Genomic DNA, 13,275 nt, shown 5'->3' with positions numbered 1-13,275 from the left:
GCCGTGTCGCGTTTCCGGGTCACAGCGAGACGAGTTCGGGATCCCGGGCGGGCACGGTGGCCGGGGCGGGCAGTGGCTCCGGGCGGTTGCGCACGAACAGCATCGAGGCGATCACCCCGGCCAGCAGGGCGAGGCCGGGCAGGTACATCGCCTCGCTCATCGCGGCGCTGAACGCGGCCCGCAGCGCCGGCGGCACGGCACCGGTCACCGCGCCGTGCACATCCGCCTCGCCGTCGAAACCGTGCGCCGACAGTCGCGCCGCGATCAAGGCGGCGATGGCCGCGCTGCCGAGCACCGCGCCCAGCTGACGGGTGGTGCTGTAGACACCGGACCCCGCCCCGGACTGATGCGCGGGCAGGTTCCTGGTGGCGATGGCGGGCAGCGGCGCCCAGATGCAGCCGTTGGCCACCCCGCCGTAGGCCGCGATCACCGCGAAGCCCACCAGCGGGGCATCCGGGTCGGCCACCAGCAGCGCCAGCCCGCCGATGACACTCGCCAGCAGCGCGAAACCGACGCCGGGCAGGACCGCCGGGTGCAGCCGCGCGGAGAAACGGCCGGCCAGGGGCGCGCAGACCACGGTGCCCAGCGCCATCGGCGCGAGGACCAGCGCCGCCGCGGTGGGCGAGAGCCCGCGGACCCCCTGGAAGTAGAAGTAGGCGGGGACCATCGCCGCGTTGAACCCGACGCCCATCGCCCCGACGGCCAGGCTCGACAGCGCGAAATTGCGGTCCCGGAACAGGCTCAACGGCAGCAGTGGTTCCCCGTCGGCCTGTGCCTGGTGCGCGACGAACACGACCATCGTCACCAGTCCGCCGCCGATGAGCAGCCACACCTGGGCCGACCAGTTTTGGTTCTCGCCCTCCTGGATGCCGTACACCAGCAGGAACAGACCGATGCCGCTGAGCAGCACGCCGACCAGGTCGAAGCGGCGCATACCGGTCGGCAGGACGGGCAGCAGCCAGGCGCCCAGCGCCAGCGCGACGATGCCGACCGGGATATTGAGGAAGAAGATCCACTGCCAGCCGAGGCTGTCCACCAGGACACCGCCGAGCAGCGGGCCGACCAGGGTCGCCAGACCGGCCGCGCCGCCCCAGACACCCATCGCCGCGCCGCGCTGCTCGGCCGGGAAGATGCGGGCGATCACCGCCATCGTCTGCGGGACGAGCAGCGCGGCGCCGATGCCCTGGACGCCACGCGCCACGATCAGCATGTCGACGGTGGTGGACATCCCGCACCACAGCGAGGCCAGCGTGAACACCGAAAGACCGCTCAGATACAGGTATTTGGGCCCGACCCGGTCGCCGAGCCTGCCCGCCGCCAGCAGGGGAACGGCGAAGCCGAGCAGGTAGGCGCTGGTCACCCAGATGACCTCGGTGATATCGGCATCGAGGTCGCTCATGATCGCCGGGTTGGCGACGGCGGCGATAGTCATGTCCATCAGGATCATGAAGTATCCGACGATCAGCGCGCACAGCGCCCACCACGGATTACGTTGGAACAACACGGCTTTGGTTCCTCTTCTCGGCGACGGCGCGAAACCCGGATGCGCGGGCAGAGCCTTCGGAGCGCAGATGAATCACCGGTTATCCCGATCCGTCGCGCGCATGGCGTCAACCTCACGGCGACATCGACGATCGATGTTCGGTGACGGGAGTCACCGGATCGGTGGTTCCGCCATGCCGGGCGCTCGTGCTGCCACCAGCGGCGAGAACGCAATGAACTAAACAAACCGCCCAGTTCTGCGGGTTTCTATGCCGAATCTGGATGCCGGTGATTCGCACCTCGCAGATCGAGGTGCTCGGATTCGGCGAATTGCCTTCGCGCACAGCTCACTTCGACGTCACCTGCGAGACACCGCCGTCGTGGAAGACCCTCGGCGCGGTACGCACATCGGCTACCAGGGCAATCCGGACGTAGGCTCGGGCCATGGCGTTCTTGCGGGTGGTGGCCGGGATCGTGGCGGCCGCGCTGGTGCTCGGGGTGGCCGAATTGGTCGCGGTGTTCACCGGCGCGAGCGGTGCGCCCGCGTATGCGCTCGGCGCGAGCGTCGTCGACCACACGCCGGACGGGATCCGGGAATGGGCGATCCAGACCTTCGGGACGAACGACAAGGCCGTGTTGTTCGTGTGCATGGGGGTGGTGGCGGTAGTGGTCGCCGGGCTGGCGGGGGCGCTCGAACGCGAAGGCAGGCCGATCGGGTCGATCACCTTCGGCGTCTTCGGAGTGCTCGCCGCCGTGGTCGGGGCGGGCCGGGTCGGTGGATTCGGCGGGGCGCTGCCCGCGCTGATCGGTACTGCGGCAGGGATTCTCGCGTTGCGGGGACTGGCACGGCGTATCGACGAAGTAGTCCAGACGCCCGACGCGGAGGGAAGGCCGGAGCGGGTAGCCGACACGGGGACCGGGGGTGCCGGCCCGGCCGACACCGGTCGGACCGATGGCGCGGTCACCGATCCCGAGCGCGCGGGCGTCGGTCCGGCCGGTACAGACCAGATAGATGCCGACCAGGTGCGCGGCGGGCGGCGGCGAGTGCTCGGCGGGATCGCGGCGACCGGTGTGTTCGCCATCGGCGCCGGGCTGGCGGGACGACTGCTCGGCGGGGCGCGCACCGATGTCACGGCCGAGCGGGCGACCGTCGATCTACCGGCCCCCGCCACCCCGCTACCCGGTCTGCCGCCGGATGCCGAGCTGCGGGTTCCCGGTCTGACCCCCTATCTCACCGCGAACAGTGAGTTCTACCGGATCGACACCGCCCTGATCGTTCCCCAGCTGTCCACAGACTCGTGGTCACTGCGCATCCACGGCATGGTCGACCGCGAAATCACCCTCACCTGGGACGATCTCGCACGCCGCGTACCGGTCGAACGGCTGGTGACGCTGGCCTGCGTGTCCAACCCGATCAACGGCGACCTGATCGGCAATGCCCGCTGGCTCGGCTACCGGCTCGACGAACTGCTCGCCGAAGCGGGCCCGCTGCCCGACGCCGACATGGTGCTCTCGACCAGCGAAGACGGCTGGACCGCCGGCACGCCACTCGCGGCACTCACCGACGGCCGCGACGCGCTGCTGGCGATCGGCATGAACGGCGAACCGCTCCCGCTCCAGCACGGCTACCCCGCCCGGCTGGTCGTGCCCGGCCTCTACGGCTACGTCTCGGCCACCAAATGGGTCACCGAACTCGAGGTCACCCGCTTCGACAAGGCCACCGCCTACTGGACCCGCCGCGGCTGGTCGGCGCGGGGCCCGATCAAGACCGGCACCCGCATCGACACCCCGCGCGGCCGCGGCCGGATTCCCCAGGGCCGCACCACGATCGCCGGTGTCGCGTGGGCCCAGCACCGCGGCGTCACCGCCGTCGAAGTCCAGATCGACAACGGCGACTGGAGGCCCGCCCGTCTGTCCGCCGAGGTCTCCATCGACACCTGGCGCCAATGGGTCTACGACTGGGACGCCACCCCCGGCCAGCACACCCTCCGCGCCCGCACCACCGACACCACCGGCATCCCACAGACGGCGCTCCAGCAGGACGTCATCCCCGACGGCGCCACCGGCTACCCGACCCTCACCATCCAGGTGCAGTAGCGGCACAGCCTGCCGCAGCGATATCAGGCGCTCGCGTCGGCTTTCGCCGGTTCGGGTGCCCGGCCCGCGCCGGACTTTCCGTGCCCGACGAACATGGCCGAGGCGATGACGCCGATGAGCAGGATGGCGGCGGGCAGCAGCATCGACTGGGCCAGCGAGGTGCTGAACTCGTCGACGATCTGGGGCGGGAGCGGGCCGGTGGCCGCGCCCTCGCCGACCGGGGCGCCACCGCCGAGGCCGTTGGCGGTCAGGCGGGCGGCGATCAACGCGCTGATCGCGGCGCTGCCGAGCACCGAACCCACCTGGCGGGTGGTGTTGTAGACACCGGCGCCCGCACCGGCCTGGGCGATCGGCAGGTTGTGCGTGGCCGTCGAGGCCAGCGGCGCCCAGATGCACGCGTTGGCCAGGCCCGCGACGGCGGCGGCGATCAGGAACAGGATGATCGGCGAATCCGGTGTCATCAGCGCGGCGAAGGCGAAGACCGAACCGGCGAACAGCGTGAAACCGATGGTCGGCACCAGCCGCGGCGGCAGCCGATCCGAGAACTTGCCGACGAACGGCGCGGTCACACCGGTGACGATCGCCATCGGCGCGAAGACCAGCGCCGAGACCGTCGGCGACATCTCGCGCACGGCCTGCAGGTAGAAGTACGAGGGCACCATCATCGAGGTGACCGCGGCGCCCATCGCGGCGATCGCCGTGTTCGACAGCGAGAAGTTGCGGTCGCGGAACAGGCTCATCGGCACCAGCGGCTCGCCCCGGTTCCTGGCCTGGTTGACCACGAACGCCACCAGCATGAGCGCGCCGAACCCGATCAGCAGCCAGATCCGCGGCGACCAGTCTTCCGAATTGCCCTCCTGGATACCGAACACCAGCGCCGACATGCCGATACCGCTGAGCGCGACACCGACCAGGTCGAACTTGTGGTCGCTGGTCGGCAGCGCCGGCACCAGCCACATGGCCAGCCCGAACGCGATGATGCCGACCGGCACGTTGACGAAGAAGATCCACTCCCAGCCGAGGTTGTCGACCAGCACACCGCCCAGGATCGGGCCGACCAGCGTCGCGAGGCCCGCGACGCCGCCCCACAGGCCCATCGCGGCGCCGCGCTTGTCCGGCGGGAAGGTGCGGGTGATGACGGCCATCGTCTGCGGCGTCATCAGCGCGGCGCCGATGCCCTGGGCGGCCCTGGCGGCGATCAGCATGCCGATGCTGCCGGACAGGCCGCACCACAGCGAGGCGCCGGTGAAGATCGCCAGGCCGATCAGATAGATGTTCTTGGGGCCGTACTTGTCGCCGAGGCGGCCGGTGACCAGCAGCGGCACCGCGTAGGTGAGCAGGTAGGCGCTGGTCACCCAGATGACGTTGGAGATGTCGCTGTTCAGGTCCGCCATGATCGCCGGATTGGCGACCGCGACGATCGTCATGTCGAGCAGGATCATGAAGAACCCGACCACCAGCGCGAACAGCGCCAGCCACGGATTACGTTGGGTGGTCATCGAATTCGTTCCTATCGGGAGACGTCAGCTACGGGCGGCGCCGACCGCCCATCTGGGTCGGGTGCGTCAGGAGTCGGCCATTCCTGGGCGGTCACGGTGTCGAGGGTGAGCCGCTCGCCGGTGACCGGATCGAACCGCTCCCACTCAACGGCGCCGCTGTCGAGTTCGGCGGCGAACCGCTGGATCCAGTCGAGATCGGCCTGGATCGTCGCGCGCATGTATTCCAGGACGACTCGGTGCCGGCGCGGCACCTCGTTGACCCGCGTCCACTCGATCATCGCGTCGATATCGGCCAGCGCCTGGCCCTGCTGTTCGACACGCTCACCGAGCAACGCGACGACCTGTTCGAGCGGGAGGTTGTGCGCCTCGGCCAGCGCCACCGGGAAGATCGGATACTCCCGCACCGGCGTGCGCAGCAACTCCGCAATCCGCCCCCGCAGCGCCGCACGCCCGGCATCGGTGATCCGATACGTGGTGCGCTCGGGCCGATTCCCCTCCCGCTCGGTCCCTTCGGCCCGCACCATCTCATCCGCCACGAGCCGGGCCACCGCGTGATACAGCGACCCCGGCCGCACCTTGACCAGAAGATCCTCCCGGCGCGCGATCAGCAACTGATACATCTCGTACGGATGCATGGGCCGCTCGTCGAGTAGCGCGAGCACCGCGATCGCCAACGGCGTCATCGCATTGCGTCCCGGCTGCCCCACAGTTCCACCTCCACTCCCACGCCCCCGCGCGGGGTTCGTTCCACACCAAATATTCCAGTAGGAATATACGGCGCGAAACATGCCAGGACAACCCGCCCCTGAACCTCGTTGTCCCGTCTCGAGCAACCTGGCCAAGTCCCAGCGTTGATGGCCAATGTGCTGCGAAGCTGGCCAAAGTCTCACCGCGCGTGGCCATCTCGACCTAACCTTGATGCACTTGTGTGTCGTACCTGCTCAGCGGGGTGATGCTATGAATTATGGCCGGGATTTGACCGTCGTTGACGGCTCTGCAGCCGCCTTCGACGAGCGGTTTGTCGTGGGATTCATCGATGCCGACCTGTCAGAGGCTCGTCTCCCGCTGACCGTGGCGGTAGACGTAGCGTTCGAGCGGGTCCCGCCCGTGCGGTCGATTCCGTCGTACAAGGGGCAACGGAACAACCCCGGCTGGTATTACTCCTGCACTGTTGGCGCTCATGTGGGGTACGAGTCCTGGCTTGAGCGCGATGAAGCGGTCGCGCTGGATTTCGATGCGCAGGTCATCGGCTATGCGGCACAACCATTTTGGCTGTTCTGGTCGGAAGGTCTGCGGCCCCGATCGCACGCACCCGACTTCTTCGCCCGCCTCGACAATGGCGACGGTGTGGTGATCGATTGCCGTCCCGCACATCGGATCATGCCGCGTGACCGTGCCGCCTTCGACGCGACCAAACGAGCATGCGCAGAGGTTGGCTGGTCGTATCGGTTGGTCAGCGGCCATGACCCGATCTGGCTTGCGAATGTTCGATGGCTGGCCGCTTACCGGCACCCTCGATTCCGAGTCGATGCGGTCGCGGTGGCGTTGCTGGAAGTGTTCACCGAACCAGAGCCTCTTATAAGTGGGGCGCGCAGGGTAGGTGACCACGTGGCAGTGCTGCCGGTCCTCTACCACTTGCTGTGGCGCCGAGAATTGGCGGTAGATCTGGCGGTCCGCCTCGAAGGTTCGTCGTCGGTGTCAAGGCGATCCCAGTGACCGGCGTAGTCCGGGTCGGCGATCGGGTGTTATTCGACGACGACGAGTACGAGGTCTCCGCGATCACAGGGTCGGTCCTGCGGCTGGTCAACACAGACGGCATCGCGACGGCGGTCTCACTACTTCCACCTAGTCAGCTCGACAGGCTTTCGCGTTGTCGGTGGCGCGAGTACAAGCCCACGGGTCAGCCTCCCGTTACACAACCTCGACGATGTGGCGCCGGAGGCCGCGGAACGAGCGCGCCTGTGGGAGCGACACCTCATCGAGCTCGAAACCGGCATAGTACCTGGCAGCGTCGATTCAGAGCCACGGCCCCAATATTGCCCCTCGCGGCCACTCAGTGAACGCGAAGCCGCGAAGGCCGCCGAGCTGGCAACGCTGGGACTCAAAGTCAGCGCCAGGACCGTGCGGAGAATGCGAACACGCTACCGATCCCAGGGACTGCGCGGCCTCGTCGACGGTCGTGGGCAACGTACCGAGCTTCAGCTCGGCAGGACCGACGAGCGAGTTATCGAAGCGATCAAAGAGGCTGTCGGCGCGGAGACGAGAAAGTCTTCCGGGACCAGAGACCGGCTGCGCGCGCGAGTGGTCGCGATCTTGGACGATCGCTACGGCGAGGACACCGTCGCGCTCCCCTCTCGATCGACGTTCTATCGCCTGGTTGCGGCGTTGTCGACAGGTCGCCACACTTTCGGCTCAGCAAAAACCCGCCGATCCGCTGCCAACCGCCCCGCAGGACCGTTCACCGTGACGTGGGCATGCCGACCGGGCGAGCATGTCCAGATCGACACCACGCCCCTAGATGTGCTGGTGATGTTCGACGATGGGATCGCGCGCCGAGTGGAGCTACCGCAGCCGTCGACGTCGCTACCCGCACCATCGCGGCCGGGGTCCTACGCCCAGCGGGGACGAAGTCGGTCGACGCGTCATTGCTCTTGGCCAGAATGTTGGTGCCCGAGGCGATGCGTCCCGGCTGGCCCGAGAACTTGAGGATGTCTGTATCGCGGCTACCTCATCGCAGCCTCGCCGATATCGATTCCAGGATGGCTGACGCGGCCGCCAAACCGGTGATCATTCCCGAAGCGATCGGATCTGACCGAGGGAAAGTGTTCTTGTCGGAGTCGTTTCTGCATTCATGCGAGCGTTTGGGGATATCGGTATTTCCGTCACACCCTCGAACGCCCACCGACAACAGCGTGATCGAACGGACCTTTCAATCGATCAATACTCTATTCACCCAACACGTCTCGGGCTACGTCGGTCGTGACGTAACCCGCCGGGGCAGCGACATCGAGGCCGGTGCGTTGTGGTCGTTGCCGCAGTTGCAGGAGTTGTTCGACGAATGGGTATTGCACTGGCAACGGCGCCCACACGAAGGACTGCTCAGTCCTGACACCGCCCGCGCGGTGTCGCCGAACGAGATGTACGCCGTGCTGGTCAGCGCCGCCGGCTACCTGCCGCTGATGTTGACGAGCGAGGACTACGTCGAGTTGCTGCCGTCGAAGTGGCGCACCATCAACGATTACGGCGTCCGCATCGACCGCCGAACCTACGACCATCAGTCACTGAACCCGTTCCGTCGACAACACAGCGGCGTCACCGCTCGCAACGGAGCGTGGGAAGTGCGCTATGACCCCTACGACCTGGCCCAGATCTTCATCCGTAACCACCACGACGGCGGCTGGATCGCCGCGGCCTGGACCCACGCACCGATGGTGTCCGCGCCGTTCGCCGATTTCACCTGGCGCCACGCACGCCAACTCGCCACATCCGTCACCGACGAACCACCGGAAACCGCGACAGCCAGGGAGCTGGCACAACTCCTCCAACGAGCAGCATCAGGCCCTGGAGACGGCACCAAATCAACTGCGGCCGGCCGCAAAGTCATCGCACGAACCCGCGCGACGCAGTCGCTCAGCCTGTCGCCTGACCCTGCCGAGGCCTACCCAGACGACATCGTCGATGCCGAAACCGTCAGTGTGGATCAGGAGTGGGGCGGGGTAGAACCATTCGGTGTCTTCGACGCCGCAGCGGAAGCGGAGAAATGGCCATGAACGCCATAAATTCCTATTTCGATCCACCGCCCGATGAGCCGGTGACCACCAAAGAAGGGTGGATAAATTGGGTCGGCCGCGACCGCACCGCCCCCATGCTGCGCTTGGACTGGTGCGAAATGTCGGCCACCGAACGCGCCGACTATGACGAGATGCGCCTGGATTACCACTCCGACCTGATTGTGGTGAACACCCCAACCATCCAGGACATCACCAAAACTGTTCGCCGCCTGTTGATCCTGAACCGTCGACAAATTTCGGCACGACGTGGCCTCATCGTCACAGGCGCGGCGGGGACTGGAAAAACCACCGCCCTGACCCAGCTCGGACTCGCTCACGAACTAAGCACCCGGCGACGAAACCCTATGCGAGGACCACGCATTCCTGTCGTCTACATTACCGTCCCACCAGCGGCAACCGCTCGAATGATCGCCGCCGAGTTCGCCCGCTTCCTCGGCCTCCCCACGGGAGGCCGAGCCAACCTCACCGACATCACCAACTCCGTGTGCGCCGTGCTGTGCGATGTCGGCTGCGACCTCGTCCTCGTCGACGAAATCCACAATATCTCGCTCACCACACGATCCGGTGCCGAAGTGTCTGACCAGCTGAAGTATTTCTCCGAACGCATCCCAGCGACCTTCGTCTACGCCGGCATCGACGTCGAGCGCGCCGGATTGTTCTCCGGAATCCGGGGCCGCCAAATCGCCAGCCGATTCGCGACCATCCCCACGCGTCCCTTTGCCTACGGCTCACCGCAACAACGCGACCACTGGCGCGCGGTAATTCTCACCCTCGAACAGGCATTGCGGTTACACAACCACCGTCCCGGAACGCTGAACCGGTACGGGCAATACCTCTACCAACGCACCGACGGCATGCTCGGCAGTGTCTCCCATCTGATCCGCGGAGCGGCGGTCGACGCCATCCTCGACCGGACCGAGAAGATCACCAAGGCCCACCTGGACGCACAGCGCCTCGATCACGCCGCCGACAACCCGCTCCCACAGCCCCCCGTGAAGCGTGCTCGGACGAGAAAGGGGGTTGCGTGACGTCACTGCGTCGCCCGCCGGGTGTGGCCAGGCGCCTGCCCATTCCTGTCCCACCGGCATTGAACGAAACCGCGGAGTCGTACCTACGCCGCCTCGCGGCGATCAACTACCTCAGTCTCGACGACCTGCGCGATCACCTCGGAATCAAACCGGGCCTCGTGCAACTCAGACTCCATCCTCACCATGTCGCCAGACTCGTCGCGATCACCGGATATCCTCTACCACAATTGGTCCGAGCGCTGCCACAGCTAAGTAGCACACGCGCCGACCTCGCCGTGCACTTGAACTCGCCACGGCCAGCCTGCCCGCATTGCACCCGCCGCCATCGTGGAGGCCGTGTCTTCCGCTACTACCCGTCCAACGTCCACATCTGTCCCAAACACAAAATCTGGGTCACCGGCACCATTGAGCACCACCAGCTAATCGTTGATATAGGCCATATTCCGGCCATTACCGCGGCTCACACTCGACACCGCCGTGCTGCCGCAGCCTCCGCGACTCACGGGATACTTCACGCGTTCAATGTCGCCCACAGCATTTGGGACAAACTGCCTGACCACCCGGCTACCGCCGCCTGCGACCAACGGCTTGCGCAGCTCGGACTGGATCCGAGCGGGCGCGTATCCATCGACGATGCTCGCTACCTCGCCGCGAGCTATCCCAACGTCGTCGACATCGCGGTCGTCCTCGCATCCCCACAGTGGCAACGGATCGGTCCCAGCAAGAGAAAACTCACTCGCTTCCTTCGGAAGTTGGGTGGACGAATCGTCGGCGAAGGCGGGATCTACTGGCCGTACTACAACGGCGACCCACTCGCCAAATGGGTCAACGAGCTCACCTCCACCCGAATCGACTGGGAGCGGTTACGCCCACCCGCGCATCTTCACCTGATCAGATGCCACGACAGATTCCGGCGACCCCCAGGCGAGCCATCCACGAAATTGATCAGCATATCGTGACTGCAACGACGGCTTCGCCACGAGTGCATAGACCGCAACAATTGGACGAGTTTGCTCGAAGCCCGCGGTCGTGATCGGCATTTCAAAACCGACCACAATCAGAGGCACCGGCATTCGGCGTTGGGGTATTGGCCCCAGGCCGAGTACGCTGCCGCAGCCACACCATCACCCGGTGGGCTGCGACATCGACTGAAATCGGAGCGAACCAGCCCGGCTCTACCACCGGGTTGTCGCACCATCGGGACTCGTCTGTTCCGCCGACGACTGTGTCGAGGAAACCATCATTCGCTACTTCTGGAGGTAGGTGATCCCGAAGCCCTTGAGCTCGCGGTACTTCTGGTACTTGGTGGCGAGATCGAAGGGACTGTCGGCTCCGCGCTGGAAGATGTCCAAGCCCCGACCGAGCAGGATCGTCCAGCCGGTATCGGTCGTGATCGAACGGTCGTGGATCGCGGTCGGGTCGGTGAGCTCGACGTCGAAGACGATGCCGAGCATGCCAGCGCTCTTCTTGATCTGAAGCAGGAATTCGAGCTGCCGCTGAACCTTTTCCGGACCTTCCTGGTTCTCGACCGTGACAAGTTTCAGAGTGACTTCGTCCGCCGGGTCCTTGGCACGAGCGACGCCCTCGACCAGCTCCATAAGGTTCCTTGCCTGGTGGAACATGCGCACGTAGGGATCGACAATCGTGATCGTTGAGGCACCTCGGAGGTACGGCACAAGCAGCGAGTCGAACGAGACGCCACGCTGCCCTTGCTGGTACTCCCGGTGCCCTTGGAAGAGGTCGGGCTCCGGTTCGGGTTCGGTAGACTGCCCGACGCCGGTCGACATCGTTGCACCGCCGAGCGGGTCGGTTTCGGTCGGTGCCTCCTTCGACTCGTTCTCCTCTTCTTTCGTCCGCCCACGGTAGTAGTGGGTCGGGTACTCGACTTCCTCGAGAGTGGCGACGCCGTGCCAGGCGCCACCCTGATCGAGGTAGCCGAACTTGACCTTGGCCATGGTCGAGTCGATGCGCAGGATTTGGTCCTTCACCCGTTTCCGGCCCTCGATGGCGAACCGGAGGATCTCCTCGATCTCCTCCTTCGTGGCCTCACCGGCCGGGTAGAGGATCTTCATCAAGCCGGAGAAGGTCTTGTGGATGCCGTCACGGTCACGAGTCGAGATGTCGGGCGACAGCGTGAAGTGCTGCTGATAACGGTCCGAGTAGTCCTGCGAGCGCATCGACTTGAGGACTTCGGCGATGTAATCGACAACGAATCCGTAGCCGTCGGAGAACATTTCGCCCCGGATGATGTCGACTTCCCAACCCGGGATGTAGTAGTGCAGGCGGTCGAGGTAGGCCGGGTCGTGGTAGGACTCGGGCAGCTCGTCGAACAGGTCGGAGTTCTTGAGCATGTACGGCACGGTGTGCGAGGTGTTGCCGACGAAGACCATCGACGCCTCCGCACCCAGGGTTTCGACACCGCGGGAGAACGATTTGTTCGCCATGTAGTTCTTCATGATGTCGACGAGCGCCTTGTCGGTGCGCTTCTTCTTTCCAGCGAACTCGTCGAAAGCGACCACGTCCCAGTAGCCGACCAGGCCGATGCGCCCATTGGCATTATTGACGAAGAGCTTGGGGACGGTGACCTCGCCGCCTGAGATGAGCATCCCGTGGGGCGAGAACTCCGAGAAGATGTGGGACTTGCCGGTTCCCTTCGGCCCCAGCTCGACGAGGTTGTAGTTGCGCTCGACGAACGGGATGAGGCGCACGAGCTGGAACAACTTGCCTCGCCTGCTGAACATGGCGGGGTTGAATCCGATCGACTGCAAAAGCAGGTCGATCCACTCTTCGGTGTTGAAGCCACGCCGGGCTTCGAGGTACTGGTCGGCATCGAACTTCGAGAGCTGGATGGGCTTGATCGAACCGAGGATCCATGGCACGACCCGCTGGTCGGTCGTGTGGAAGTACTCGATGTCGCAGATGCACCAGACACCGCCGACGAGCAGCTTGGGGTGGGCCTTGATGACCGGCGAGTCGACGATAATGCCCTTGATCCCGAGGTTGGCGAACTCGGCCTCGTAGACGTCGGCCTTCTCGTTGAGGGTGACCGTGACCTTGTCGATGATCCGGTGCCGCCCTCGCTCCTTGATGGTGGACTTGATCAACTCGGATTCGTTGCGCTGAACATAGTGGTCGGCCAGGATCTTCCGCACCGCGTCGATGCCAGCCTGGATGGTGGCTTCGTCGTCCGAGGCGGCGTACTGCCCCAGCAGGTACTCAAGGACGTACGACGGCACGATGGCGTTGCCCTTGACCGCCTTGACCAAGTCCTTGCGGACGACCACCCCGGGAAACAGGAGGTTGATCTTGTAGTCGAGATCGTCCTGCTGGGGCTCACCGGCGTCAGGCGCCTCGTTCTCGGTCTCAGTCATCTCAGCT

General features: G+C 65.6%; 9 protein-coding genes. 5 read left to right on the top strand and 4 right to left on the bottom strand.

Translation table 11 applies throughout. The features are described 5' to 3' along the window. Positions 1–19: 19 nt before the first annotated feature. On the bottom strand, positions 20–1,504 hold the full coding sequence (locus tag ACWF9G_RS26850; RefSeq protein ID WP_452518649.1) for a DHA2 family efflux MFS transporter permease subunit: 1,485 nt from the start codon (positions 1,502–1,504) through the stop codon (positions 20–22). A gap of 422 nt (positions 1,505–1,926) precedes the next feature. On the opposite strand from ACWF9G_RS26850, the gene ACWF9G_RS26845 reads away from it, so the two are divergent. Beyond that, positions 1,927–3,579 (top strand): molybdopterin-dependent oxidoreductase, encoded by a 1,653-nt coding sequence (locus ACWF9G_RS26845; protein ID WP_452518647.1) that lies wholly within the window; start codon positions 1,927–1,929, stop codon positions 3,577–3,579. Positions 3,580–3,602: 23 nt separating this feature from the next. On the opposite strand, the gene ACWF9G_RS26840 is transcribed toward ACWF9G_RS26845, so the two are convergent. Both ACWF9G_RS26840 and ACWF9G_RS26835 read right to left on the bottom strand, forming a co-directional pair. Beyond that, on the bottom strand, positions 3,603–5,078 hold the full coding sequence (locus ACWF9G_RS26840; RefSeq protein ID WP_452518645.1) for a DHA2 family efflux MFS transporter permease subunit: 1,476 nt from the start codon (positions 5,076–5,078) through the stop codon (positions 3,603–3,605). Positions 5,079–5,089: 11 nt separating this feature from the next. Beyond that, positions 5,090–5,785: a PadR family transcriptional regulator gene (locus ACWF9G_RS26835; protein ID WP_452518643.1), complete on the bottom strand. Its 696-nt coding sequence runs from the start codon at positions 5,783–5,785 to the stop codon at positions 5,090–5,092. A 268-nt stretch (positions 5,786–6,053) separates the two neighbouring features. On the opposite strand from ACWF9G_RS26835, the gene ACWF9G_RS26830 reads away from it, so the two are divergent. From ACWF9G_RS26830 to ACWF9G_RS26815, 4 genes are all read left to right on the top strand, one after another. Further along, positions 6,054–6,794, top strand: a complete 741-nt coding sequence (locus ACWF9G_RS26830; RefSeq protein ID WP_452518641.1) for a TnsA-like heteromeric transposase endonuclease subunit — start codon at positions 6,054–6,056, stop codon at positions 6,792–6,794. A 1,043-nt stretch (positions 6,795–7,837) separates the two neighbouring features. Further along, positions 7,838–8,848 (top strand): Mu transposase C-terminal domain-containing protein, encoded by a 1,011-nt coding sequence (locus tag ACWF9G_RS26825; RefSeq protein WP_452518639.1) that lies wholly within the window; start codon positions 7,838–7,840, stop codon positions 8,846–8,848. Next, positions 8,839–9,897, top strand: a complete 1,059-nt coding sequence (locus ACWF9G_RS26820) for a TniB family NTP-binding protein (protein WP_452518637.1) — start codon at positions 8,839–8,841, stop codon at positions 9,895–9,897. The genes ACWF9G_RS26825 and ACWF9G_RS26820 overlap by 10 nt, the downstream gene beginning before the upstream one ends. After that, positions 9,894–10,856 carry a TniQ family protein gene (locus tag ACWF9G_RS26815; protein ID WP_452518635.1) on the top strand — a complete coding sequence of 321 codons (963 nt, stop codon included), beginning with the start codon at positions 9,894–9,896 and terminating at the stop codon, positions 10,854–10,856. Before ACWF9G_RS26820 ends, ACWF9G_RS26815 begins: the two co-directional genes overlap by 4 nt. Before the next feature lie 288 nt (positions 10,857–11,144). Here ACWF9G_RS26815 and brxL read toward each other — a convergent pair whose 3' ends face one another. Continuing rightward, entirely contained in the window at positions 11,145–13,268 is a 2,124-nt protein-coding gene (brxL, locus tag ACWF9G_RS26810; RefSeq protein WP_452518633.1) for a BREX system Lon protease-like protein BrxL, read from the bottom strand. Positions 13,269–13,275: the final 7 nt, after the last annotated feature.

It is taken from the genome of Nocardia sp. NPDC055029 (genome assembly GCF_053608525.1).
This window is presented reverse-complemented; position numbering and strand designations above follow the sequence as displayed.